This is a genomic window from Streptomyces sp. NPDC058295, assembly GCF_042880655.1.
In the GTDB taxonomy this organism is placed as follows: domain Bacteria; phylum Actinomycetota; class Actinomycetes; order Streptomycetales; family Streptomycetaceae; genus Streptomyces; species Streptomyces coriariae.
In genome coordinates this window covers 51,780-75,553 of sequence record NZ_JBHVYO010000006.1, presented here as the reverse complement: position 1 = coordinate 75,553, position 23,774 = coordinate 51,780, and the positions used below count along the sequence as shown (strand labels likewise).

Below are 23,774 nucleotides of genomic sequence, written 5' to 3'. Positions count from 1 at the left end.
GATGACGACTTCCGCGACCTCCGGAACCGGCCCAGGCCCGACCCCCGGCCCCACCGAGAACTCCATGCGTCGCGCTCTCAAACGGGCCCGTGACGGCGTCGCCCTGGACGTCGGCGAGGCGGCCGTGCTGCTCCAGGCGCGCGGCGAGCAGCTGGAGGACCTCACCGCCTCCGCCGCCCGGGTGCGGGACGCCGGACTGGAGGCGGCCGGGCGGCCCGGTGTCATCACGTACTCGAAGAGCGTCTTCATCCCGCTCACCCGGCTCTGCCGTGACAAGTGCCACTACTGCACCTTCGTCACCGTCCCCGGCAAACTGCGCCGGGCCGGACACGGGATGTTCATGTCGCCCGACGAGGTGCTCGACATCGCCCGGCGCGGTGCCGCGCTCGGCTGCAAGGAAGCCCTCATCACCCTCGGCGACAAGCCGGAGGACCGCTGGCCGGAAGCGCGCGAGTGGCTCGACGCGCACGGCTACGACGACACCATCGCCTACGTCCGCGCCATCTCCATCCGCATCCTCGAGGAGACGGGACTGCTGCCGCACCTCAACCCCGGGGTGATGAGCTGGACCGACTTCCAGCGGCTGAAGCCCGTCGCGCCCAGCATGGGCATGATGCTGGAGACCACCGCCACCCGGCTGTGGTCCGAGCCCGGCGGCCCCCACCACGGCTCCCCGGACAAGGAGCCGGCCGTCCGGCTGCGCGTCCTGGAGGACGCCGGCCGCTCCTCCGTCCCGTTCACCTCCGGGATCCTGATCGGCATCGGCGAGACCTACGAGGAGCGCGCCGAGTCGCTGTTCGCGCTGCGCAAGATCTCCCGCGCCTACCACGGCGTCCAGGAGCTGATCATCCAGAACTTCCGCGCCAAGCCGGACACCGCGATGCGCGGCATGCCGGACGCGGAACTCGACGAGCTGGTCGCGACCGTGGCCGTGGCCCGCCACATCATGGGCCCGGCCGCCAACCTCCAGGCCCCGCCCAACCTCGTCGACAGCGAGTACGAGCGGCTGATCGGGGCCGGGATCGACGACTGGGGCGGGATCTCCCCGCTCACCATCGACCACGTCAACCCCGAGCGCCCCTGGCCGCAGATCGAGGAACTCGCCGAGAAGTCCGCCGCCGTCGGCTTCGAGCTGCGGGAACGTCTCTGCGTGTACCCGGAGTTCGTCCGGCGCGGCGAGCCGTGGCTCGACCCGCGGCTGCTGCCGCACGTCCGCGCGCTGGGCGACCCGGAGACGGGGCTGGCCGTGCCGGACGCCGTCGTCGAGGGCCGCCCCTGGCAGGAGCCGGAGGAGGTGTTCGTGCCGTCCGGCCGTACCGACCTGCACCGCACCATCGACACCGACGGCCGGACCTCCGACCGCCGCGACGACTTCGACGAGGTGTACGGCGACTGGGGCGCCCTGCGCGAGGCGGCCGCCCCCGGCATGGCGCCGGAGCGCATCGACACGGACGTACGCCAGGCCCTCGCGACGGCCGCCGACGATCCGACGAAGCTCACCGACGACGAGGCCCTCGCCCTGCTCCACGCGGACGGCCCCGCCCTGGACGCCCTGACCCGCATCGCGGACGACGTGCGCCGCTCGACCGTCGGCGACGACGTCACGTACATCGTCACGCGGAACATCAACTTCACCAACGTCTGCTACACGGGCTGCCGTTTCTGCGCCTTCGCGCAGCGCCGCACCGACGCCGACGCGTACACGCTCTCCCTCGACCAGGTCGCCGACCGCGCCCAACAGGCCTGGGAACTGGGCGCGGTGGAGGTCTGCATGCAGGGCGGCATCCACCCGGACCTGCCCGGCACGGCCTACTTCGACATCGCGAAGGCGGTGAAGGAGCGGGTCCCCGGCATGCATGTGCACGCCTTCTCGCCGATGGAGGTCGTCAACGGCGCGACCCGCACCGGACTGTCGATCCGCGAGTGGCTGACGGCGGCGAAGGAGGCCGGGCTCGACTCCATCCCCGGCACGGCGGCCGAGATCCTGGACGACGAGGTCCGCTGGGTGCTGACCAAGGGCAAGCTGCCGGCCGCGACCTGGATCGAGGTCGTCACGACGGCGCACGAGCTCGGCATCCGGTCGTCCTCGACGATGATGTACGGCCATGTCGACCAGCCCCGGCACTGGCTGGGCCACCTGCGGACCCTCGCCGGGATCCAGCAGCGGACCGGCGGCTTCACGGAGTTCGTCACCCTCCCGTTCATCCACACCAACGCGCCGGTGTACCTGGCGGGCATCTCCCGCCCCGGTCCGACCATGCGGGACAACCGGGCGGTGACGGCGATGGCCCGGCTGCTGCTGCACCCGCACATCCCCAACATCCAGACCAGCTGGGTGAAACTGGGCTCGGAGGGGGCCGCGGAGATGCTCCGCTCGGGAGCGAACGACCTGGGCGGCACGCTGATGGAGGAGACGATCTCGCGGATGGCGGGCTCGTCGTACGGCTCCTACAAGTCCGTCAAGGACCTGATCGCGGTCGCGGACGCGGCGGGCCGCCCGGCCAGGCCGCGTACGACGCTGTACGGCGAGGTGCCGGAGGAGCGGCGGCGGGCGGCCTCGGCGTCGGACGGGCATCTGCCGGAACTGCTGCCGGTGCTGGACTGAGGGGATCACCCGGACGGCACCGGGGACCACCACGGGCCGCTCGGGGAGGCACCGGGGGACCGCTCAGGGAGCGCAGAGGGGCCATTCAGGGACCTTTCAGGGACCAGTCAGGGTCCACTCAGGGACCGGGGAGCGGGCCCCTCGCAGTACGATGATCGGGCCCCGATCGGAGGGGTCCCGTAGCTGAGGAGATGCGTGCCCGTGCCTGCCCGACGGCTTCCCTCCTGGGTTTGGGTCACCGGCCTGACGACCGGCGCGATCGCGGCGGTGGTCTTCCTGACGGCGCAGGCCGAACAGGGCCCGCACCCGACGGCGTCGGCGGCGAACCGTCCGAACGCCTCGGCGTCGGCGGGCGCGCAGCCCTCGGCCTCACCGAAACCGTCGGCCACCCCCAAGGCGGCCGAGGTGCCCGCCGGTTCGGGCACCGGCCGGCGGATCGTCTACTCGCTGGAGCAGCACCGGGTCTGGCTGGTCGACGCGGACGACACGGCCCGCCGCACCTTCACGGTCTGGCCCGGCACGGTGGACCCGGCCGTCGGCAGCTTCACGGTCTCGCTCCGCAAGGACGCCACCACGGGCTCCGACGGTGTGGCGATCGAGCACATCGTCTACTTCTCCGCCACCTCGGGCGTCAACATCGCCTTCTCCAACGCCGTCGACGGCTCCTCCCCGCCCCCGGCCGCCGCCGGCACGCAGACCGGCGGCATCCGGATGGCCAAGGCGGACGGGACGGCGCTGTGGGCGTTCGGCGAGACGGGGACGAAGGTCAGGGTCGTCGAGTAGGTCCCGGAAGTCCGGACGTCACGCCCTCACGTCACGCCCGTGAGTCGTCCTGTGCCGCCCCGGTCGGTAGCTGGTTCACGATCAGCACGACCCCGGCGAACAGGAAGGCCCGGGTCGCCGCGTCCAGCCCGTTCCAGGTGTCCGACTGCCACATCGAGAACCACTCCCCGCCGATCGCGATGAACCCGGCGCCGAACAGCAGCATCACCATGACCAGCCCGTACGTGGACAGCGACCGGCCGCGTATGTCGTCCCGCCGCGCCCAGAACCACGTCCCGGCGGCCAGCACCACGCCCGCGACGGTCTCCCACGCGATGATCGCGACATAGGCGGTGTCCTGAAGCCCCTTGCTCGTCACCGCCCGCCACATCACGTCGTCGTCCTTGAACGTCGTGTCCATCGCCAGCACATGCCGCACGAACTGCTGGTTGGTGCCGAAGTCCGTGATGTTCCCGAAGGCGACGAGAAGCATGTAGAGCGCGACCGTCCCGGTGAGGAGGGCGGCGGTGAGCGGAAGCACGCGTGACGCGTGGGGGATACGTGTGGTGGGGGTGGTCATGCCGGTGTCCTTACCCCACCAGGTCTTCATCACCCCTCCACCGGACAGCACGTGCACCGGGCCGGAACGGAGCGCTGTTCGATTACAGTGACGGACGTCGTATGTACGCACGGTGCGGGAGGACTGGGTGGGTGCGACTGCCGGGCCCGTCTGGGGCCGTGCCGAACAGCAGGACTTCCGCAGCCGGGTGCGTGGCACGCTGCTGGGCGCGGCCGTCGGGGACGCCCTCGGGGCGCCCGTCGACGGGCTCGGGATCGAGGAGCTCCGGCAGGCGCACGGGCCCGAGGGGATCGTGGACCTGGTCCCGGCGCACGGGCGGCGCGGCGCGGTCACCCATCTCACCCAGCTGACCCTGTTCACCGTGGACGGGCTGATCCGTGCCCAGGTGCGGCGGGACACCGGCGCCTGGCATCCGCCGACCGATCTGCACCGGGCGTATCTGAGATGGGCGGCCACCCAGCGCGACTGGGGGCCCGACCTGCGCCGCAAGGACGACGGCTGGCTGGCCCGCGAGGAGTGGCTGTACGCCCGGCGCGATCCGACCCGGACGCTGCTGCTGGGGCTCGGCGACGAGGTCATGGGCACCCTGGACTCGCCCAAGAGCCCCGGCGCGGCCGGGCCCGAGGTGGTTCCCCGGTCGGTGCCCTTCGGGCTGCTCGTCGGCTGGGAGCCGCAACTCGTCGCCCAGCTCGCCGTCGAGTGCGCCGCCCAGACCCATGGCCACCCCACGGCGTACCTCGCGGCGGCCGCGTACGCCGTCACCGTGCACGCGCTGGCCTGCGGCGAGAGTCTCGACGGCGCGGTGCAGCGGGCGCTCGCCCTGCTCGCCGCGCGGCCGGGACACGAGACGGTGTCGGAGGCGTTGCAGCGCGCGCTGGGCGCCGTACGGCAGGGGCTGCCGGGTCCTGCGCGGGTGGAGGAGCTCGCGGGCGCGGGGACCGCGGAGGCCGTGCTGTCGGGTGCCGTCTACTGCGCGCTCGTCGCGGAGGACGTCCGGCACGGGCTGCGGCTCGCGGTGAACCACGGCGCGCCCTCGGGGCCGACCGCCGCCCTCGCCGGCGGCCTGCTCGGCGCCCTGCACGGCGAGACGGCCCTCCCGCCGGCCTGGCTGGCCGAGCTGGAGGGCCGCCCCACGATCCTGGAACTGGCCGACGACTTCGCCATGGAGATGACCCAGGGGCCTGCCCTGCACGGTCCCGCCGGGGCGTCACCGGGCTGGATGGCCCGGTACCCCAGGGGCGGTTAGTCCGTCACCGCCGTGGGGACCTCGTCCTTGGGCCGCGGCACCTGCGCGGCGGCCGAAGCGCTGCCGTCCCCGTCCGTGTTGATCTGTTCGATGATCGCCAGGCGCTCCGGGGTGTCCTCGGGCTTGATGAACCCGATGAGGATGTAGAGGACCAGCGACACGGCCAGCGGGATCGACACCTGGTACTGGAGCGGCACTCCGCCGTCGACGTTCCAGTTGATCGGGTAGTTGACCAGCCAGAAGGCCAGCAGACCCATCGACCAGCTGGTCAGCGCGGCCGTCGGGCCGGAGCGGCGGAACGGGCGCAGCAGGCCCAGCATCATCGGGATCGCCATCGGGCCCATCAGGCCGGCCACCCACTTGATGACGACCGTGATGATGTCCTTGAAGGCGGGGGAGTTGACCTGCGTGGCCGCCGCCATCGACAGCCCGAGGAAGACGACGGTCGCCACCCGCGCCGCGATCAGCCCCGACCGCTGGTTCCACTCCCGCGCCCTGGCCCAGATCACCGGCGCGCAGTCCCGGGTGAAGACGGCGGCGATGGCGTTGGCGTCGGACGAGCACATGGCCATCGTGTGGGAGAAGAAGCCGACGATGACGAGCCCCAGCAGACCGTGCGGCAGCAGCTGTTCGGTCATCAGGGCGTAGGAGTCGGAGCCGTCCGGCTTGTTCGACGTGACCAGCAGCGGTGACATCCACATCGGGAAGAACAGCACCAGCGGCCAGACCAGCCACAGCACCGCCGACAGCCGCGCGGAGCGCTCGGCCTCCTTCGGACCGGCCGTGGCCATGTACCGCTGGGCCTGGTTGAGCATGCCGCCGTTGTACTCGAAGAGCTTGATGAACAGGAACGCGAGCAGGAACACCGTGCCGTACTGGGCGACCAGGGGCTTGTCGTGGCCCTGGAGCGCCGGCTGGTCCCAGGCGTCCAGGAACCCGATGCCCTTGTCGTTCAGCTTCAGTACGACGGCGACGAACATCGCGACGCCGGCCAGCAACTGGATGACGAACTGGCCGAGTTCGGTCAGCGCGTCCGCCCACAGCCCGCCGATCGTGCAGTAGACGGCGGTGATCGCGCCGGTGATGAGGATGCCCTGGTTGAGGGAGATCCCGGTGAAGACGGAGAGCAGGGTCGCGATGGCGGCCCACTTCGCGCCGACGTCCACGATCTTCAGCAGCATCCCCGACCAGGCCAGTGCCTGCTGGGTCTTGAGGTCGTAGCGGTTCTTCAGATACTCCAGCGGGGAAGCCACGTGGAGCCGCGACCGCAGTCGGTTGATGCGCGGCGCGAACAGCTTCGAGCCGATGGCGATGCCGAGCGCGATGGGGAAGGACCAGGTGACGAAGGAGGTGACGCCGTAGGTATAGGCGATGCCCGCGTACCCGGTGAACATCACCGCGCTGTAGCCCGACATGTGGTGCGAGATGCCGGACAGCCACCAGGGCATTCTGCCGCCGGCGGTGAAGAAGTCGCTCACGTTGTCGACGCGCTTGTGCGACCAGACGCCGATCGCGACCATCACGCCGAAATAGCCGATGAGCACGGCCCAGTCGAGACCGTTCATGTGCGCCCTCCCAGGGTTCAGACCGGCGTTCAGTCCGGCGCTCATCGTGGGCGCTGCCGCGTGAACACGACAAGTAACCGTAAGGTCAAAGGGAGGTAAAGGAATTCGGTATGGTGGTTCGCGTTCATCTATATGAACTCAGCGCATCAGCTCCCCGGCGTTGACCAGCAACGACTGTCCGGTGATCGCCCGCGCCCGGTCCGACGCCAGGAACGCGGCCGCGTCCGCCACATCCCCGTCCGTCGCCAGCTCGGGCAATGCCATCCGCTCGGTGAGCCGCCCCAGCACCTCCTCCTGCGGCACTCCCTCCGTCTGTGCGGTGAACTGGACGTAGGCCTGCACCGGCGGTCCCCACATCCATCCCGGCAGCACGGTGTTGACCCGGATCCGGTGCGGCCCCCACTCCCGCGCGAGCGAGTACATGGCGCTGGTCAGCGCCCCCTTGGAGGCCGCGTACGCCGCCTGCCGCACCTGCGAGGGGGCCGCCACGGCGGACTGCGTCCCGATGAACACCACCGACCCGCCCCGCACCCGCAGCCCCGCCAGACAGGCCCGCGTCATCCGCAGCGACCCCAGCAGGTTCACGTCGATCACCGACTGCCAGGTCGTGAAGTCGGCGTCCTCGACCCCGCCGAAGTAGGAGTCCCAGGCCGCCACGTTCACCACGGCGTCGATCCCGCCGAACCGCTCCCGCGCCAGCCCCGCGAGCGCCTCGCAGCTCCGCTCGTCGGTGATGTCGGTGACCCGGTACGCCGTACGCGCCCCCTCGGGATCGATCCCGGCCGCGCTCTTCGCGAGATTCGCCTCGGTCCGCGCCCCCAGCACGGCGTTCCCGCCGTCCCGGACGACCGCGGCGGCGACCTGGTGACCGAGCCCGGCGCCGACTCCCGAGACGACGACGGTCTTGCCGGTGAGCAGTGACATCGGGACCCCCTGGACTCTGGCGCATTATCTGACGGAGCGTCAGAGTATGGGCCAGTCACCGAGGATGGGGAAGAGCATGCGCGAGGAGACGCACAGCGACAAACGCAACGGCACGCACGGCGACACCCACAGCGAGACGTACAGCGACACGCACAGCGACACGCACAGCGAGACGTACGCCGAACTGGCCGCCGTCGGCCCCTACGGGGTGCGCCCCGGCCATGCCCTGATCACCATGGTCGAACCGCACCCGGGCCACGAGTACGCCTACAACCGCTGGTACGAGGACGACCACTACTACGCCGGCGCGATGGCGATGCCCTGGATGTACGCCGGCCGCAGGTGGGTGGCGACCCGCGACCTCCAGCTGCTGCGCCGGCCGGAGAAGTCGGCGATCGCCCAGCCGGTCACCGCCGGCTGCTACCTCTCCACCTACTGGATCACCGACGGCCGCTACGACGACCACATGAAGTGGACGGTCGCCATCAACAAGCGCCTCAACCGGGACGCCCGCGTCTACCAGGACCGCACCCACGTCTTCACCGCGTTCCAGGACCACGAGACGACCGTCTACCGGGACGGCGCCGCCGGCCCCCGCGACTTCCACGCCCTGGACCACCCGTACGCGGGCCTGGTGCTCGAGGTGATCGACACCGACTCGGCGCGGCAGCGGGCCGAACTCCTGGAGTGGCTGCGCGCCCGCCACCTCCCCAAGCGGGTGGCGGGCTCCCCGACGGCCATGGTCACCGTCTTCCGCCCCACCCCGCTGCCCGGCGACCGCATGACCTACGTCAAGCAGGTCGAGGGCGTCGACACCCGCCTGACCCTGCTCTGGTTCCTGGAATCGGACCCGAGAAACTGCTGGGACCCCCACTTCACGGGCCTGGCCGAGGCGGTGGCGGAGTCGGGACTGGGCAGGGTGGAGCTGGTGGCGCCGTTCGTCCCTACGATCCCGGGAACGGACCGGTACGTGGATCGGCTCCGTTGATCACGGCTGCTTCTTCAGCTCGTCCGGACACGGGGTGCCCCGGGGCAGCTGATAGGGCGCGGCCAGCCGGTAGATCCCCGCCTTCGGCGCGACCAGCATGGTCCACTTGTCCCCCTCCGCGTCCTCCTCCGTCTCGAACAGGCACCCGTCGACGTTGTCGTACGTCTTCGGCTCCCCCTCCGCCCGGTGCTTGGACGCGTCCGTCTGCCGCGGCGGCTTCAGGCTCTTGCCCTCCGCGTCGACGACGCTCAGCCACGGCGAGTACGGGATCTTGATCAGGATCCGCCCCGCCTTCTTCACGTCGATCGTCATCTCGTCCTGCTTGGCCCGCTGCACCACGGCGTTCGGCTCGGCGAGCGAGGCGGGGTCGGTGACCTTGAACAGCTGCCAGTTGGCGTCACCCCAGATCTGCACCAGATACGGCAGCCCCCGCTGCACCAGCTGCCGTTCCCGTTCGCCGCCGTCCCCGTCCAGCGCCTCCTTCGGGACGACGACGAAGTGCACGGCCCACCGCTGGAGCCACTCGTGGTAGTTCGCCGAGTTGAGCGTGTCGTCGTAGAAGAGCGGGTTGCGCTCCATGTCGGCCTGGCGGTTCCAGCCCCGGGCGAGGTTGACGTACGGCGCGAGCGCGGACGCCTCGCGGTGCGAGCGGGCCGGTACGACCTCCACCCGCCCCTTCTCCGCGCCGATCTCCTGGAGTTCGTTGACGAGCGGCGCCAGCTCGCGTGCCCAGGAGGCCGCCGGGGTGGTGCGCAGGACGTCGTCGACCGACTTGAAGCCGATCCAGCCCACGAACCCGAGGAACGCCACGACGATCGCGTACCACTTGCGGCTGCGCGGCACGGCGAACGGCAGCGCCGCCATCAGCACCACGCCCGTGAACAGCATCGCGAGACGCGTGATGTTGGACCCGATCTGCGAGCTGATCAGCCACACCAGCAGGACCCCGAGCCCGTACACCGCCGAGGTGATCCGTACCGTCTTCCAGTCGCGCGGAACGAGCGCGAAGACGGCCACCGCGGACAGCAGCGGCAGGGACGCCGAGCCGAAGGACATCGGCTGGGTGCCGGAGAACGGGAACAGCCAGGCGGACAGGGCGACCACGACCGTCGGCGCGAGGCCCAGCGCCCACGCGCCCGGCCGCCGCTTCTGGAGGAACAGCGCGGCGGCGACGAGCCCCACGAAGAGCCCCGCCACCGGCGAACCCATCGTGGCGAGCGCGGCGAGCGGGGCGGCGCACAGCGCCTTCGCCCAGCGTTTGTAGCGCCAGCGGTACGGCCAGCAGAACACGACGGCGACCGCGCCCAGCGCGAACGTGTTGCCGAGCCCGAACGTCACGCGCCCGGAAGCCGCGTTGCACAGCAGGGCGAAGACCCCGGCCAGCGCCGGCCACCACGGGTTCTTCACCGGTCGGCAGCGCAGCAGGATCAGGGTGAGCAGCCCCGCCGAGAGCGTCCCGGCGATCATCATCGTCGTCCGGACGCCGAGCAGGGACATCAGATACGGCGACACCATGCTGTACGACACCGGGTGCATGCCGCCGTACCAGGCGAGGTTGTACGCGGAGTCGGGGTGCCGGCCGACGAACTCGGCCCAGGCGTCCTGCGCCGCGAGGTCGCCACCACTGTTCGCGAACGTGAAGAACCAGACGAGGTGCAGGACACCGGACAGTCCCGTCATGGACAGCACCGGGTGGCGTCGCAGCCACCCGCCCACCCGGTCGAACGCGGACCTCACCCGGGACGGCTCACGCGCAGGGCCCGCGTCGCCCGTACGGCCGTCCACCGGATCGTCCGTACGGCCGTCCGCGCGGCTGTCCGTAGGGCCGTCCGCGCGGCTGTGGGCCGCCTCGGGGTCCGGAACGTGGTCCCGCTCGAGTTCTACCATCGCGCCGTGGTCGGCACGTTCGCCGCGGTCGTCACGGTCGTGGTCGCCCGACTGTGGGGCGGGCACTCTCGGTCGCGCGCCGGCGTCCGGGTCCGGACCGGTGTCGTCGGCGCGTGTCGGCTCCGCAGTGGCCACCTGAAGGCACTCCCCGTGTCCCGTCTTCTGCTCTCGGCCGCATGCCGTTCGCGTCCGCTTCACGGCTGCGTCCTTGCGACCGGCGACCTGTCCCGTTTCGTGACGCTAGCACGCACCCCGCCGGGCGGCTGCCCGGCGGGGTGACGCAGGCGTACGAGCGGGGTCGCGGGTCAGCCGATGCGCGTCAGCTTGTCCGAGAAGCCCGGCTCGGCCAGGTCCGTCTGCAGAGCGACGGGCACCTTCACGGCACTGCTGGTGCCGTCCCCGACGGTGAGCGTGCCCACCTGGGTGCCGGCCTTCGCCGTGTGCGGCACGTCGTCGGCGGTGAAGGACAGCTTCACCGTCATGCCCGCCCAGCCGACCGCCGAGACGTCCTTGGTGATGACGACGGGCGTGTGGCCGCCCAGCTTGTCGTCCACGTACCCGACGACATCGCCCTTCTTGAGGATCTTCGCCGAGGTGAGCGCGTCCTGGGCGGCGAGCAGCGCGGTCTGGCTGACCGCGTTGACCGTCTCGAGGATCTTCGGCTTGTGCTGGCCGAGGACCGCGCCGACGAGGGTCACCGTCTGCCCGTTCACCGTCTTGCGGGAGGCGAAGAGCAGGTTGCCGCCGGCCGCGGTGGTGCTGCCGGTCTTGATGCCGATCGCGCCGATCTTGTACGGCAGCTCGTTGTAGTTGTTCCAGTACTTGCCGGACGGGTCGGTCCAGCTGGCCGCGCTGGAGATGGAGACCAGGGCCGGGACCTTCACGAACGCGCGGCCCAGCTTCACCTGGTCCTCGGCCGTGGAGACGGTGGTCTCCTTCAGGCCCGAGGGGTCGGTGTACGTCGTGTCGGCCATCCCCAGTTCCTTGGCGGTGGCGTTCATCTTCTTCACGAACGCCGCCTCCGTACCCGCGTCCCAGCGCGCGAGCAGCCGCGCGATGTTGTTGGCGGAGGGGATCAGGACGGCCGACAGGGCCTGCTTCTCGGTGAGCCGGTCGCCGGCCTTGACGGTGTTGAGCGTCGACTCGTCGCCGGAGACGTCGTAACCGCCCTCCTTCTCCGCCGTCGCGTCGACCTCGATCTCAGGGCCTTCCTCCCCGGCCTTCATCGGGTGGTCCTTGAGGATGATGTACGCCGTCATGGTCTTGGCGACCGAACCGATGGCCACCGGCGTCTGCTTGCCGAAACTGCCCACCGTGCCGACGCCGTCGGCGTCCATCCAGCCCTGCCCCTCACCCGGCCAGGGCAGCTGTGTCTTGCCGCCCTCGAAGGTGTACGAGTCCTTCGCGGTGAGGGTCAGCGCGGTCTCCGGCAGCGGCCGTACGGCCTGCGCGATCGCAAACGCGACCAGCAGCAGGATGACCAGCGGCGTCCAGATCTTGAGCCGCCGTCCGAGCGTGCGCAGCGGGGTCGGCGGGGGCGGCGGGGTGTTCGTCAGCTCCGCCAGCAGGTCCAGCGGCGGCCTCGGCGGCAGCGGCTGCTGGGTGGTGCGCTCGGGGCCGACCTGCGGGACCAGGGCGGTGACGTCGGCCGCCTTCGGCGGGCGGGGCTCGTCGAGCGGCTTGAGCGCGACGAACTTGCTGGCCCGCTCGGCAGGGGCCGCGGGCTCGGCCGGCCGGTCGGCCTTCGGGGCGGCCTCGGACTCGGCCTCGTCCTCGTCCTCGTCCGGCTTGGGCTTGGTGGCGCCGCCCAGCTTCAGCATGGTGGTCGGCTGGTCGACGGCGGGCTTCGGCCGGGGCGCCTTGAAGACGGCTGTGGGCTGGTCGACGGGGGAGTCGTCGGGCTTGCCGGTGCCGGTGCCGGTGTCGGCGTCCTCGGCCTGACCGGGCTCGGCGTCCCGGACGGCTTGCTCGTCGGTGCCCGACGCCCACTTCGGCGCGGGCTTGGAGGCGGACCTGGACGCGGACGTGGACGCGGACGTGGAGGCGGTCTCGGCTCCGGCCTCGGCGTCCGGCTTCGCGCCGGAGGGCTCGTCAGCTTTATCGGCTTTGTCGGTTTCGTCGGCTTCCGGGGCGTCGCTCGCGGAACGTTCCTCCGCCTCGGCACCGGTGTCCCGGCCCGAGGCGGTCCTGTCCGAGGTCGTCTCGGCCGAGGCGTCCCCGTCCGAGTCGCCCTCGTCGGCCGCCGGGTCCGTCGCGGGCTCTTCGGCGGAGCCCTTGTCGTCCGCCGAGGCCACCCACTGGGCCACGGCCTCCCGCAGACGCTCGTCGCTGCCCCCGGAAGCGCCCTCGGCGGTCCCGGACGCGCTCTCGGGTGCCTCGGCGCCCTCAGGGCCGTCCTGGGCGCCCTCGGGGCCACTCTCGGCGCCCTCGGTCCCGGTGGACCCGGTCTTGGCTGCCGTACCGCTGTTTTCGGCCTCTGTGGGCTCTGTGGCCTCTGCGGCTTCCGCCGCTGCGGGCTCCTCGGCGTCGTCGGCCTCGGTCCCGTCCTCGGGCTCCTCGGTGTGCCCGGCCTCCGTGGCGTCCTCGGCGGACGAGTCCGCCGTGGCCTCGTCGCCGTCCTCCGTGCCCGCGGGCTCCTCGCCCTCCTCGGGCTCCGCCGACGCCTCGGGCTGTTCGGACTCCGCGGTCTTCAGGTCCCGTACCGAGAACACTCGTGTCGCCGTGTCCACGCCGCCCCGTGACGCTGACGGCTCGGCCTCCCGCGCCACGGCCACCCGCGGATCGCGGACTTCGCGGGAATCGCGAGGCTCACGCGCCTCGGGAACCGTGCTCGCGCTCCCCGACGTCGGTTCTGCCGACGACTCGCGCTGCTTCGACCTGTCGGGGGACTCGCCCGCCACCGATGCCTCCTCCTGTGCCGCACGCCCACCGCGCGCTCGTGCCGAACCGTGAACCGCCCGCCCGAAACACGCCTCACCGCATGTCCGAACCATGTACCAGTGTCCTGTGTAGAGGGCTTGGCTCCTGCGGTAGACGAGAACGACATACCTACTGGTTCCACTACGAACAGGTCACGCACCCTCGACAGACCAATGTGAGAGGGGTCACCCTGTCATTCATCCACGCGGGGAGGCATGGATGGGCAGGAGCCGCAGAACAATTCCGGAAGAGCTTTTGTTGCTGGCGCTGGACCCGACCACGGGTACCACCGCACAGCCGCAGTCGCTCGACCTCGGTCTGGCCGGAGCACAGCTAGTGGAGCTGGCGCTGGCCGGACGGATAGCCCCTGACGGGGATCGTATCGCCGTGGTGTCCCCACGGCCGACTGGAGACCCAACGCTGGACTGCGCGTTGGAGTTGCTGCGAAGGCGTGGCGCTCCTGTACGGGCCGTCCACTGGATCGGCGGGCCGCGTCTCGGGCTACGCCAGATTTACCTCTCGCATCTGGAGCGGTGCGGCATGGTTCATGCCGTGGCGGGTCAGATGTGCGGAGTACTGCCGACGACTCGCTACCAGGCGACGGACACCGACATCAGCCGGGAGATCAAGGCCCGGCTGGACTCCGCGATCCGCACCGGCGTACCGCCGGACCCGCGGACCGCGGCGCTCGCCGCACTGGCGCACGCGGTCGGCCTCGGCAAGCACCTGTACCCGGGCAACGAGGGACGTTCGTCCCGCTCCCGGTTGCGGGATCTGATCAGGCACGACCCGATGGGCGGCCTCGTGGCGCACGCCGTGATGGACGTCCAGAACGGAGCGGTGGCACAGCCGCGCCGCAACCAGGCACCACCCGGCCGGCAGGCCGGACCCGGTGCCAGGCCCGCACCGGAACCCGCCCGTGGCGTTCCGGCGCAGCCGCACCGCGGTCCCATGGCGCGTGTCGTGGCTCACTGAGCCGCAGTCCCACGACATCGCGCCGGCCGGGCCGGAGAACCGCAAGACGTAAGACCCGCAGGGCCAGTTGGACCCGTCGGACACAGGACCCGTTCCGGGAGCCGCAGCGGCCGCGCGGGGTGGTGGACGTATCGATCCGCCACCCCGCGCGGACGCATGTCGGGAAACGGACCCGAACTGGCGTGTACCCGCCGCATATCCACCGTTTTCCAGCGGTGGAAAGTGCCTTGGTGGCAGTCTGCTCAACAGCAGATACGCAAAGTGTCAGTTACAGACACGCAGCCGGAGGTGCACGTCCCGTGGCGTCCAATGTCAATCCCACCGTCAGGCGGCGCCGACTGGGCCAGGAGCTGCGTCGGCTCCGTGAGCTCAAGGGCATGACGGCCGAAGAGGTCGCCGAGCGCCTGCTGGTGTCCCAGTCGAAGATCAGCCGGCTGGAGAACGGCCGACGCAGTATCAGTCAGCGTGACGTCCGTGACCTGTGCGGGGTGTACGAGGTCGAGGACCAGCGGATGGTCGACTCGCTGATGGAGATGGCCAAGGACTCCCGCCAGCAGGGCTGGTGGCATGCCTTCGGCGATGTTCCGTACAGCGTCTACATCGGCCTGGAGACGGACGCGGCGAGTCTGCGCGTGTACGACCCGCAGGTCGTGCCCGGGCTGCTCCAGACCCGTCAGTACGCGGAAGCGCTGATCTCGGGCGCGCTGCCGGAGGCCCCGCCGGCGGACATCGAGAAGCGGATCCAGGTGCGCCTGCGCCGACAGGAACGTATTTCCACAGCCGACAACCCGTTGCGTCTGTGGGCGGTCCTGGACGAGGCGGCGCTGCGCCGCGAGGTCGGCAACCGGCAGGTGATGATCGAGCAGCTGGACTACCTGCTGGAGATGTCCCAGCTGCCGCACGTGACCGTGCAGTTGATCCCGTTCACCATGGGCGCGCATCCGGGGGTGAGCGGCCAGTACGCGATCCTCGAGTTCCCGGACGCCGCCGACTCCAGCGTGGTCTACATCGAGGGCGTCACCAGCGACCTGTACCTGGAGAAGCCGCAGGACGTGCAGAAGTACAGCGTGATGTACGAGCACCTGCGGGCGCAGGCCCTGAACGCCGACCAGACACGGGAGTTCATCGCGAAGGTGGCGAAGGACTACGCCAGGGAGGTCGCCCCGTGAGGCGCCGCAAGGTACACCTTCGGCCGGGCCGGAGGGAAGTCCCTATGGAATATGCCATCCGGACGGGTGAATAGTCGCTCCGCATCACGATGTTGGCGAGTAGCGTCGATCACGCCATCAAGCAACAACGATGGCGCAAACCATGCCGTGCAGACGGAGATCTGCGCACGGCGTGGTGACAGCAACTCAGCAACTGACTACCGGAGCGAACATGGCAATCCAGCAGGGCGCCGCGAACGAGTGGGTCAAGTCCTCCTACTCCCAGGGCAACGGCGCATGCGTCGAGATCAAGTCCCCTCTTCGTGCGGCCATGGCCGTCCGTGACTCCAAGGTCACCGAGGGCCCGACCCTGGCCTTCCCCGCCGACGCGTGGAACACCTTCGTGGCATCGGTCAAGGCGTAAGGGGACGATCCCCTGAGACCGCCCCACCAGCACGACCAGCTTCACCAGTACAACCGGCTTCACCTGCACGACCGGCTTCACCTTCACCACCCAAGAGCCCCCTCGACCAGCTCGCCGTCCTTGCCGAGGGGGCTCGGCACATTCCCGGCGCCGGGCCGCCGACAGGCCCGCCGGCCCGGGCTAGCCCCGCTTCACCGGGAACGCCACGTCACACACCGGGTCCTCGGCTCCCGCCGCGTCCCAGTCGGCGAAGTAGATCTCCCGGCAGGGACCGTCGTAGTCCCAGCCCTCCCGCTTCATCCACGCCTCCACCGCCTCGTACGGGGCGAGGATCTGCGGGTGCGCCACCTGCGCCTTGGTGATCCTCGTGTACGCGAGCCGGTGGGCGGGCTCCACCCGCGCCCGGAACTGCCGGCCCCGGCCCTGCGCGGCGGCCGCCCAGGCCCGGGCCCCGGCCTCGTCGGCGACCGGCACACAGGACTCGACCGGCCCGTCGCTCTCCATGGACACCGCGGAGTAGTAGACGACGTACGGCGCCGCGACCACACCCCCGCACTCCCCGGCCGCCTCCTCCAGCCGCCCCAGCGAGGCGGGGATCCACAGGGGCAGCTCGTCCGCGAGCGTATGGCGTGACTCGGTGACGATCACCCGCTCGGGCACGTCGACCAACCGGACCTCGAACTTCTCGTACATCTCGGAGCTCCTCCCCGACAGCCGTGCACGGAGGTAGGCGGCGAGGGTGCGCTGGGCGGCGAACCGGGCCTCGACATCGCCCCAGTAGGCGGCGAGCAGCTCCCCGGACGCGGGCCCGTCAGCGGTCTCCACCAGCTCGGCGATCCGCGCGAGCGGCATGTCCAGCTGACGCAGCATGGCCACCAGCCGGGCGCGTTCCACCTGGCCGGCCCGGTAGTAGCGGTAGCCGCTGGCCTCGTCGATGTGCGCAGGGGCGAGCAGCCCGAGCCGGTCGTACAGCCGCAGCGCCTTGGCCGAGAGCCGGGCCCGCGCGGCGAACGCGCCGATCGTGAGCAGCGCGCCGTCATCCCCGATGTCCACCACGCACCCCCGTCGTCCTCCGTCGCCGGGCGGCCTTGGCGCCCGGCGACGAGGAGGCTCCGCCCTGCCCCAGGGGCAAGGTCAAGCCGGACGATCCCCTCGGTCGGGAACCGCCTAGCCCAGCTGGCCCTCGATGGCCGCGACGACCTCGGCGGCCTCGGGCTCGGTCTGCGGGGAGAAACGGGCGACGACGGACCCGTCCCGCCCGATCAGGAACTTCTCGAAGTTCCAGCGGATGTCGCCGTCGTGGCCCTCGGCGTCCGCGAACCCGACGAGCCGCTCGTACAGCGGGTGCCGCTCCGCGCCGTTGACCTCGACCTTCTCGGTCAGCGGGAAGGACACGCCGTAGGTGGCCGAGCAGAACTCGGCGATCTCCTCGGCGGTGCCGGGCTCCTGCCCGAGGAACTGGTTGCAGGGCACGCCGAGCACGGTGAAGCCCTGGGCGGCATAGCGCTCCTGGAGCTTCTCCAGGCCCGTGTACTGCGGGGTCAGACCGCACTTGGAGGCCACGTTCACCACGAGCACGGCCTTGCCCGCGTACTGGGAGAGTTCCGCGGATCCGCCCTTGAGGGCATCGATCGAGAGGTCGAGGGGAGAGGCACCGGCATCAGTAGTCATGCTCCGGATGCTAGCCCCGGGCGGTGAACCCGCCCCTTCCGGGGCCATCCCCCGCTTCCGGTTCCGGCCGGGACGGCCAGGACCTACCCCGCGCCGGCCCGGACCAGGACCTCGCCCGCCGCGGTCCGCGAATACAGCACCGACCGCCCCGCCCGCCGCCGCTCCACCAGCCCGGCCTCCAGCAGCACCCGCAGATGGCGGCCGACCGAGCCGAGGCCCTGGCCGGTCAGGGCGACCAGCTGGGTGGTGCTCAGGGGGCCGGCGAGGAGGACGAGCACCGCGGCCCGGCCGGGCCCCAGCAGGGCGCCCAAGGCGGCCGGTACGGCACGGGCCCGGTCCCGCTGGTCCTCGGCGAGCGCTCCCGTGCAGGGATAGACGACGGCGTACCGCTCCCGCTCGTCCCACGACACCCACCCCGTCTTCGGGGTGACCGGCACGAACACCAGCTCGGCGCCGGAGATCTCGCGGGGCGGGTACTCGTGCGGGTTGACCTGAAACCGACTTCCGCCGAGCCACCGCGTCCCCGGCCGCAACGAGTCCAGCACGGCGGCCCAGCCACCCCGGCTGACCTGCACCGTCCGCGCGACGACATCGGCCTCAAGGACGCGCCGCCGCCGCTCCCAGTGCGGTCGTACGCCCGCCTCCCACACGTACTCCAGCAGCCCGGCCGCCCGGTCCGGCAGATCGTCCCGGTCCAGGGCGGCGGGAAGCGGGCCGCCCAGGGACATCCGCAGATGGGCGCGGGCCTCCCCCGGATCGGCCGACCGTACCCGGGCGACGCCCTCCTCGAAGCTCTCGCCGTCCCTCGGCGTGGGCGTGAGGAAGTCGGCGACCCAGCTCCGCCCCAGCCCGGCCCGCACCAGCCGCGCGGTCACCGGGTCGGCCGCCAGGACAGTGCGGTAGCCGGGGAGGTGGTCGCGCAGCCAGTCGCGCTCGCCGGGATGCGTCCCCACGCCCGCGTGCAGCAGCTTCAGGCTCGCGAAGGTCTCGGCGAGCGGCGAGAGCACGAACCGGCTGCGCGCCAGCGTGTCCGCGTTCACCTGCCACCAGCCCATGCCCCTGCGCCCCCATCCCGTGCCCGTAATCCCGCGCCCGTGCGACTGACGACTCCCGCGCCCGTGCGGCTGGTGAAGTTTCGCGGTCCCGCGAAACAATAACCATCCCTCTACGGCCCGTCGCAGACTCCGCCCATGACCGGCCACACATACCGACAGCTCTTCCGCACCCCCGAGTTCACGCCCCTCTTCCTCTCCGCCGCCGCCCAGACCGCCGCCGGGACGGTGAGCGGGCTCGCCCTCGGCACGCTCGTCTACCGGGCCACCGACTCCCCGCTGCTGTCGGCGGTGAGCATGTTCGGCCCGTCGCTCGCGCAGGTGCTGGGCGCGACCTTCTTCCTCTCGGGCGCCGACCGGCTGCCCCCGAGGTCGGCGCTGACCGGACTCTCCCTCGCCTTCGCCGCCGCGACGGCCGTCCTGGCGCTGCCCGGACTGCCGGTGTGGGGTGTCTTCGCGGTCGTGCTCCTCCAGGGGCTGGTCGCCTCGCTCGGCGGGGGCGTCCGCTGGGGCCTGCTGAACGAGATCCTCACCAAGGACGGTTATCTCCCCGGGCGTTCGCTCTTCAACATGCTGAGCGGACTGATGCAGATCATCGGCTTCGCCGCCGGTGGCGCACTCGTGACCGTGCTCTCCCCGCGTCCGGTCCTGCTGCTCGCCGCCCTGCTCCACGCGACCGCCGCCGTGGTCACCCGCCTCGGCCTGACCGTCCGCCCGCCCCGCGCCTCCGGCCGTCCCTCGGTCGCGGCGACCCGGCGCACGAACGCCGTGCTGTGGTCCTCCCGACCCCGCCGCCTCACCTATCTGGGCCTGTGGCTCCCCAACGGGCTGGTCGTCGGCTGCGAGGCGCTCTTCGTGTCCTACGACCCCGACGCGGCGGGCACGTTGTTCGCGTGCGGCGCGCTGGGCATGCTGGTCGGTGACGTGACCGTGGGCCGCCTCGTCCCGCCGGCCCTGCGGCCCCGCCTGGCCACTCCCCTCCTGCTGCTGCTGGCCACCCCCTACGCCTTCTTCGCCCTGCACCCCGCCCTTCCGCTCGCCGCGGCCTGCGCCGCCCTCGCCTCCGTCGGCTTCGGCGCGAGCCTGGTCCAGCAGGAGCGGCTGATGGCCCTCACCCCGCCCGAACTCAGCGGCCACGCACTGGGGTTGCACTCGGCAGGAATGCTCACGATGCAGGGCGTCAGCGCCGCGCTGGCCGGAGGGGTCGCCCAACTCACATCGCCCGCAACGGCGATGACGGTGATGGCACTGACGTCGATCACGGTGACCCTGGCCTTGCAGGTCGCCGGACGAGCCGACGCGAAGCGCGAGGCGCACGACTTGGGTCGGGTGAGTGGGTGACCGGAAGGATAGCCGTGGGGTCGGGTCGGGGTCGGGCCGGAGTCTGGTCGGGGGCCGACCGGGAGCGGGTCAGGGTCGGACCGGGGCGTCGGGGCCGGACCGGGTTCAGGCGTCGGGGTCGGTGAAGACCTCGGGCACCTTGTTGTCGACGACGACGCGGGCGAGCAGCGCGGCGAGCCGGTCGCGTTCGCTGGTGTTCAGCCCCGAGGGCAGGTTCTCGAGGCGGCGGCACGTCTCGTCGTAGAACCCTTGCGCCAGCCGGTGGCCTTCCTCGGTGAGTCCGACGCGGACGGCTCGCCCGTCCCGCGGATCCGGCTCGCGCCGGAGAAGTCCGCGCTGGACCGTCCGGTCCACCAGCCCCGTCAGGCTGGACTTGGCGAGCCCGAGCATCTCGCCGAGTTCGCTCATGCCGTACGGCTGTGGCATCAGCACGCACAGCAGTTGGCCCTGCTGCGGTGTGATGCCGTGGGCGCGGCTCGACTCGGCGTACACGGCGTTCACGAGGAACGCCGACCGCACCAACGCGGCCACGACCGCCATCTGCCCACCTGCGGTTTTCCCCATGAGGGGAAAGACTAGCGGCGGGCGTGGGGACGGTTCGACCCTCGGCCGGACGAGATGTCCGGGCGGCCCGGACGGTCGTACCCGCCCTTGCCCTAGGTTGATCGGATGGGCTTCTTCGACAGATTGACCGGAACCAGGTACCCCGAGAGCGGTCTCATGCCGCGCTCCGCCGAGGAGGTCCGGGCCGCGCTGTTCACCGTCAACGGCCCGGAGGTTGCGTACGGGGTACGCAACGCGCTGCCCGAGGAACGTGCCGATCTGGTGGCGGAGTGGCGGGTCAGGGAGCCCTCCTGGCACTCGTACTTCGTCCAGGTACGCATGCGGCAGACGCTCAAGACACGGATGCGTCTGCTGCCGGGGACCCACGAGGTGCGCAGCGTCGACGAGTTGCGTGAGGTCACGTGGGTGGGCAACCCTCCCCGGCTGGCCGTGGCGCGGGAGTTCGGCCGCGGCCAGGTGACCGCGGTCTCCCGCCAATGGGCGGTCGAGCGTGGTCCCGACGGCCGCCGGCGCCTCCAGGAGATGTACCGCTTCGACCCGGCGGAGATGAAGGATCCGCTGCGGGAGGCGGTGCTGGCGGCGGGTTGGATCTGGCGCGGGGTGGCCTTCGGCCGGCTGTGAGCGAAGCCGGGGGAGGGGCGAGGGGGGGCGGGAGGGCAGGCGGCGAGGAGCCTCAGGCGTGCTGGGCGTGGGCGACGGCGTGGCCCTTGCCGCGGCCGATCATCCACTTGTTCACGGGCGTGGTGATCAGGAAGGCGATCACGAAGCCGCCCAGGAGGGCCGCCCAGAACAGCCCGTCCGACAACTGGGCCTCCATCGCGCCCGGGGTGAGGGCGACGACGGCGTTGTCGACCAGTTCCATCACGGCGATCGACACGGTGTCGGCGGCCAGCGCCACCTTGACCGCGGCCCTGAGGCCCAGGCCGGCCCGGCGCACCGCGAACAGGGTGAAGGAGTAGCCGAACAGGAACGCGAGGGCGATCGCGACGACCATGGTCGGCACATTGCCCCAGCCGAGGGCGGTACCGATGACCATCCCGAGGATCTCGCCGATGGCGCACCCGGTGAGGCAGTGCAGGGTCGCCTTCATCGCCATGGACCAGGAGACGCTCCCGTGCTTCGCCGCCGGGGAGGCGTGATCGTGGTGCCGGTCGCCGTGCGGAGGGTGGTGCTGGTCGTGGTCCATGCCTCCTGTATACCCCCTAGGGGTATGGGGAGCAAGGGTCCACTCGGGCGACGAGGAGCGGGTGCGGCGGGCGGCGTCTATACGATGTCCGACCGGGAAACGGACGGCGGCGGAGAGGAGACGGGGCGTGACGGATCACCGGCAGCGTCCCCGGCGGCGCGGACAGGGCGAGCTGGAGGCGTTGGTCCTGTCGGTGCTGCGGGAGGCGGACGGTCCGGCCACCGCCGGGTGGGTGCAGGAACGCCTGGGCGGCGGTCTCGCCTATACGACGGTGATCACGATCCTCACCCGGCTGCTCGCCAAGGGCGCGGTCACCCGCGAGCGCGGCGGGCGGTCCTTCGCCTGGCTGCCCGCGTCCGACGAGGCGGGTCTCGCCGCCCACCGCATGCGCAGGGTGCTGGACGCCGAGCGGGACCGCGAGGCCGTGCTGGCCAGTTTCGTCAACGGCCTCGGCCCCGACGACGAACGGCTGCTGCGCGAACTCCTGGACCGGCCCCGCGACGAAGAGGAAGAGGAGGAAGGCTGACGTCTCAGCTGCTGCCGCTCAGCGCGCGGCCGGCCGAACAGCATCTGCATCCGTACGCCGCGACGCGCCTGTGACCGTTCGGCCGCGTCGGGAGGTTTATCCGGCCGAAAGCCGGTAAGCAGGGCCCGGGTAATGGTGTCGGAGCGTCCCCCCGGCGGGTCCTGGGCAGGGAGCACGGTCGTGTGAGAGGTGTTCTGGTCTGTCCGGGTTGCGCCAGGAGGGCATCGGGCAGGCCACACTGCCCGCGACGAGCGGCACCGAGCCGGCACAGGCGGCGCCGCCACCGGCCGAGCCTCCACAGGCCCAGCCGACACCCGTGGAGCCGACACCCGCGGAGCGGACGCCCGCCGTGCCGACACCCGCAGGGTCCCCACGGGCCGCGCCCGCGAAGCAGCGGGACGCCTTCTTCGACAACGCCAAGTACCTGGCGATCCTGCTGGTCGCCGTGGGCCACGCCTGGGAACCCCTGCGCGAGGGCAGCCGCACGGTCACCGCGTTCTACACGCTCGTGTACGCCTTCCACATGCCGGCGTTCATCGTCATCTCCGGCCACTTCTCCCGCGGCTTCGACGGCAGCCCGCGGCGCGTCAAGCGCCTGATCACCGGCGTGGCCGTGCCGTACGTGGTGTTCGAGGTGGCGTACACCCTCGTCACCAGGTGGACCGACGGCGCCCCGGACCGCGACATCAGCCTGCTGGACCCCCTCTACCTGACCTGGTTCCTGGCCGCGCTGTTCGTCTGGCGGCTGACCGTGCCGGTCTGGCGGCTCGTACGCCGGCCGCTGGCGCTCGCGCTGGCCGTCGCGATGCTCGCGATCCTCTCGCCCGCCATCGGCAAGGACCTCGACCTCCAGCGGGTCCTCCAGTTCCTGCCCTACTTCGTCCTGGGCCTGCTGCTGAAGCCGGAGCACTTCCGGCTGGTGCGCCGCCGCGCGGTACGCGTCGCCGCGGTGCCGGTCTTCGCGGCCGCCCTGGCCGTGGCGTACTGGGCGGCCCCACGCGGCGTCTACCCCTGGTTCTTCCACAACGACAGCGCCGTACAGCTGGGGGCGCCCGCCTGGTACGGCCCCGTGATGACCCTGGCCACCTTCGGCTGTTCCCTCGTCCTGGTGGCCTGCTTCCTGGCCTGGGTGCCGGGACGCCCCACCTGGTTCACCGCCCTGGGCGCGGCCACGCTCTACGGCTATCTCCTGCACGGCTTCGTCAAGCAGGCCGCCGGCCCCGCCCACTGGTACGACCACCCCTGGATCCACCAGCCGCTCGGCGCCCTCGCCGTCACCCTCGTCGCCGCGCTGACCGTGACCCTGCTGTGCACCTCCCCCGTCCGGCGGGTCTTCCGGTGCGTGGTGGAGCCGAGGGCGGAGTGGGCGTTCAGGCGGAGCGGCGAGGGCGGACGCGCGGCGGCGTAGGCG

Annotated in this window: 21 protein-coding genes; 11 read left to right on the top strand and 10 right to left on the bottom strand. The window is 71.4% G+C overall.

Annotation, left to right across the window (positions count from 1 at the left end):
* The first annotated feature begins 1 nt into the window (after nt 1).
* Both ACFVYS_RS08485 and ACFVYS_RS08480 read left to right on the top strand, forming a co-directional pair.
* A complete protein-coding gene (locus ACFVYS_RS08485; RefSeq protein WP_389500037.1) occupies nt 2-2,605 on the top strand; it encodes a bifunctional FO biosynthesis protein CofGH in 2,604 nt (867 codons plus the stop codon).
* Between the two features lie 195 nt (nt 2,606-2,800).
* Nucleotides 2,801-3,388 carry a hypothetical protein gene (locus tag ACFVYS_RS08480; RefSeq protein WP_389500035.1) on the top strand — a complete coding sequence of 196 codons (588 nt, stop codon included), beginning with the start codon at nt 2,801-2,803 and terminating at the stop codon, nt 3,386-3,388.
* Nucleotides 3,389-3,419: 31 nt separating this feature from the next.
* Here the strand turns inward: ACFVYS_RS08480 and ACFVYS_RS08475 are convergent, their stop codons facing one another.
* On the bottom strand, nt 3,420-3,947 hold the full coding sequence (locus ACFVYS_RS08475) for a DUF2165 domain-containing protein (protein WP_389500033.1): 528 nt from the start codon (nt 3,945-3,947) through the stop codon (nt 3,420-3,422).
* A 127-nt stretch (nt 3,948-4,074) separates the two neighbouring features.
* Between ACFVYS_RS08475 and ACFVYS_RS08470 the strand changes: the two genes are divergently transcribed.
* The gene (locus ACFVYS_RS08470) at nt 4,075-5,193 is read left to right on the top strand and encodes an ADP-ribosylglycohydrolase family protein (protein ID WP_389500031.1); all 1,119 of its coding nucleotides are present in this window, start codon (nt 4,075-4,077) and stop codon (nt 5,191-5,193) included.
* Here ACFVYS_RS08470 and ACFVYS_RS08465 read toward each other — a convergent pair.
* Together ACFVYS_RS08465 and ACFVYS_RS08460 are read right to left on the bottom strand one after the other, a co-directional pair.
* Nucleotides 5,190-6,758, bottom strand: a complete 1,569-nt coding sequence (locus tag ACFVYS_RS08465; RefSeq protein WP_389500029.1) for a sodium:solute symporter family protein — start codon at nt 6,756-6,758, stop codon at nt 5,190-5,192. The genes ACFVYS_RS08470 and ACFVYS_RS08465 overlap by 4 nt on opposite strands.
* A gap of 138 nt (nt 6,759-6,896) precedes the next feature.
* A complete protein-coding gene (locus ACFVYS_RS08460) occupies nt 6,897-7,682 on the bottom strand; it encodes an SDR family oxidoreductase (RefSeq protein ID WP_389500027.1) in 786 nt (261 codons plus the stop codon).
* Nucleotides 7,683-7,758: 76 nt separating this feature from the next.
* On the opposite strand from ACFVYS_RS08460, the gene ACFVYS_RS08455 reads away from it, so the two are divergent.
* On the top strand, nt 7,759-8,670 hold the full coding sequence (locus ACFVYS_RS08455) for a hypothetical protein (protein WP_389500025.1): 912 nt from the start codon (nt 7,759-7,761) through the stop codon (nt 8,668-8,670).
* Here ACFVYS_RS08455 and ACFVYS_RS08450 read toward each other — a convergent pair whose 3' ends face one another.
* Together ACFVYS_RS08450 and ACFVYS_RS08445 are read right to left on the bottom strand one after the other, a co-directional pair.
* Nucleotides 8,671-10,692 (bottom strand): MFS transporter, encoded by a 2,022-nt coding sequence (locus tag ACFVYS_RS08450; protein ID WP_389500023.1) that lies wholly within the window; start codon nt 10,690-10,692, stop codon nt 8,671-8,673.
* 170 nt (nt 10,693-10,862) lie between these two features.
* A complete protein-coding gene (locus tag ACFVYS_RS08445) occupies nt 10,863-13,268 on the bottom strand; it encodes a D-alanyl-D-alanine carboxypeptidase (protein ID WP_389500021.1) in 2,406 nt (801 codons plus the stop codon).
* 427 nt (nt 13,269-13,695) lie between these two features.
* Here ACFVYS_RS08445 and ACFVYS_RS08440 point away from each other — a divergent pair, with 427 nt between their 5' ends.
* From ACFVYS_RS08440 to ACFVYS_RS08430, 3 genes are all read left to right on the top strand, one after another.
* Entirely contained in the window at nt 13,696-14,451 is a 756-nt protein-coding gene (locus ACFVYS_RS08440; RefSeq protein ID WP_351763262.1) for a GPP34 family phosphoprotein, read from the top strand.
* Nucleotides 14,452-14,750: 299 nt separating this feature from the next.
* Nucleotides 14,751-15,620, top strand: a complete 870-nt coding sequence (locus ACFVYS_RS08435; protein WP_028807189.1) for a helix-turn-helix transcriptional regulator — start codon at nt 14,751-14,753, stop codon at nt 15,618-15,620.
* A gap of 211 nt (nt 15,621-15,831) precedes the next feature.
* Nucleotides 15,832-16,023: a DUF397 domain-containing protein gene (locus tag ACFVYS_RS08430; RefSeq protein WP_020131958.1), complete on the top strand. Its 192-nt coding sequence runs from the start codon at nt 15,832-15,834 to the stop codon at nt 16,021-16,023.
* 180 nt (nt 16,024-16,203) lie between these two features.
* On the opposite strand, the gene ACFVYS_RS08425 is transcribed toward ACFVYS_RS08430, so the two are convergent.
* The 3 genes from ACFVYS_RS08425 to ACFVYS_RS08415 form a co-directional block, all read right to left on the bottom strand.
* Nucleotides 16,204-17,076 carry a MerR family transcriptional regulator gene (locus ACFVYS_RS08425; protein ID WP_389500324.1) on the bottom strand — a complete coding sequence of 291 codons (873 nt, stop codon included), beginning with the start codon at nt 17,074-17,076 and terminating at the stop codon, nt 16,204-16,206.
* Between the two features lie 114 nt (nt 17,077-17,190).
* Nucleotides 17,191-17,694, bottom strand: coding sequence for a glutathione peroxidase (locus ACFVYS_RS08420; protein WP_389500018.1), 504 nt, complete (start codon nt 17,692-17,694; stop codon nt 17,191-17,193).
* A gap of 83 nt (nt 17,695-17,777) precedes the next feature.
* Nucleotides 17,778-18,749 (bottom strand): ArsR/SmtB family transcription factor, encoded by a 972-nt coding sequence (locus ACFVYS_RS08415; RefSeq protein WP_389500016.1) that lies wholly within the window; start codon nt 18,747-18,749, stop codon nt 17,778-17,780.
* Between the two features lie 135 nt (nt 18,750-18,884).
* Between ACFVYS_RS08415 and ACFVYS_RS08410 the strand changes: the two genes are divergently transcribed.
* Nucleotides 18,885-20,087, top strand: a complete 1,203-nt coding sequence (locus tag ACFVYS_RS08410; protein WP_389500014.1) for an MFS transporter — start codon at nt 18,885-18,887, stop codon at nt 20,085-20,087.
* A gap of 105 nt (nt 20,088-20,192) precedes the next feature.
* Here ACFVYS_RS08410 and ACFVYS_RS08405 read toward each other — a convergent pair whose 3' ends face one another.
* Entirely contained in the window at nt 20,193-20,627 is a 435-nt protein-coding gene (locus tag ACFVYS_RS08405; protein ID WP_389500323.1) for a MarR family winged helix-turn-helix transcriptional regulator, read from the bottom strand.
* 147 nt (nt 20,628-20,774) lie between these two features.
* Here ACFVYS_RS08405 and ACFVYS_RS08400 point away from each other — a divergent pair, with 147 nt between their 5' ends.
* Nucleotides 20,775-21,272 carry a hypothetical protein gene (locus ACFVYS_RS08400; RefSeq protein ID WP_389500012.1) on the top strand — a complete coding sequence of 166 codons (498 nt, stop codon included), beginning with the start codon at nt 20,775-20,777 and terminating at the stop codon, nt 21,270-21,272.
* A 52-nt stretch (nt 21,273-21,324) separates the two neighbouring features.
* Here the strand turns inward: ACFVYS_RS08400 and ACFVYS_RS08395 are convergent, their stop codons facing one another.
* Complete coding sequence (locus ACFVYS_RS08395) at nt 21,325-21,837, bottom strand: DUF4396 domain-containing protein (protein WP_389500011.1); 513 nt, start codon at nt 21,835-21,837, stop codon at nt 21,325-21,327.
* A 127-nt stretch (nt 21,838-21,964) separates the two neighbouring features.
* On the opposite strand from ACFVYS_RS08395, the gene ACFVYS_RS08390 reads away from it, so the two are divergent.
* Together ACFVYS_RS08390 and ACFVYS_RS08385 are read left to right on the top strand one after the other, a co-directional pair.
* Nucleotides 21,965-22,363, top strand: a complete 399-nt coding sequence (locus tag ACFVYS_RS08390; protein ID WP_389500009.1) for a BlaI/MecI/CopY family transcriptional regulator — start codon at nt 21,965-21,967, stop codon at nt 22,361-22,363.
* 316 nt (nt 22,364-22,679) lie between these two features.
* Complete coding sequence (locus ACFVYS_RS08385) at nt 22,680-23,771, top strand: acyltransferase family protein (protein ID WP_389500007.1); 1,092 nt, start codon at nt 22,680-22,682, stop codon at nt 23,769-23,771.
* Nucleotides 23,772-23,774: the final 3 nt, after the last annotated feature.

What these genes read in the sequence shown, in the direction of transcription:
- ACFVYS_RS08485 (WP_389500037.1), top strand. Translation starts at nt 2, where the DNA reads ATGACGACTTCCGCGACCTCCGGAACCGGCCCAGGCCCGACCCCCGGC.
- ACFVYS_RS08475 (WP_389500033.1), bottom strand. Translation starts at nt 3,947, where the DNA reads ATGACCACCCCCACCACACGTATCCCCCACGCGTCACGCGTGCTTCCG.
- ACFVYS_RS08465 (WP_389500029.1), bottom strand. Translation starts at nt 6,758, where the DNA reads ATGAACGGTCTCGACTGGGCCGTGCTCATCGGCTATTTCGGCGTGATG.
- ACFVYS_RS08460 (WP_389500027.1), bottom strand. Translation starts at nt 7,682, where the DNA reads ATGTCACTGCTCACCGGCAAGACCGTCGTCGTCTCGGGAGTCGGCGCC.
- ACFVYS_RS08455 (WP_389500025.1), top strand. Translation starts at nt 7,759, where the DNA reads ATGCGCGAGGAGACGCACAGCGACAAACGCAACGGCACGCACGGCGAC.
- ACFVYS_RS08440 (WP_351763262.1), top strand. Translation starts at nt 13,696, where the DNA reads ATGGGCAGGAGCCGCAGAACAATTCCGGAAGAGCTTTTGTTGCTGGCG.
- ACFVYS_RS08430 (WP_020131958.1), top strand. Translation starts at nt 15,832, where the DNA reads ATGGCAATCCAGCAGGGCGCCGCGAACGAGTGGGTCAAGTCCTCCTAC.
- ACFVYS_RS08420 (WP_389500018.1), bottom strand. Translation starts at nt 17,694, where the DNA reads ATGACTACTGATGCCGGTGCCTCTCCCCTCGACCTCTCGATCGATGCC.
- ACFVYS_RS08415 (WP_389500016.1), bottom strand. Translation starts at nt 18,749, where the DNA reads ATGGGCTGGTGGCAGGTGAACGCGGACACGCTGGCGCGCAGCCGGTTC.
- ACFVYS_RS08410 (WP_389500014.1), top strand. Translation starts at nt 18,885, where the DNA reads ATGACCGGCCACACATACCGACAGCTCTTCCGCACCCCCGAGTTCACG.
- ACFVYS_RS08405 (WP_389500323.1), bottom strand. Translation starts at nt 20,627, where the DNA reads ATGGCGGTCGTGGCCGCGTTGGTGCGGTCGGCGTTCCTCGTGAACGCC.
- ACFVYS_RS08395 (WP_389500011.1), bottom strand. Translation starts at nt 21,837, where the DNA reads ATGGACCACGACCAGCACCACCCTCCGCACGGCGACCGGCACCACGAT.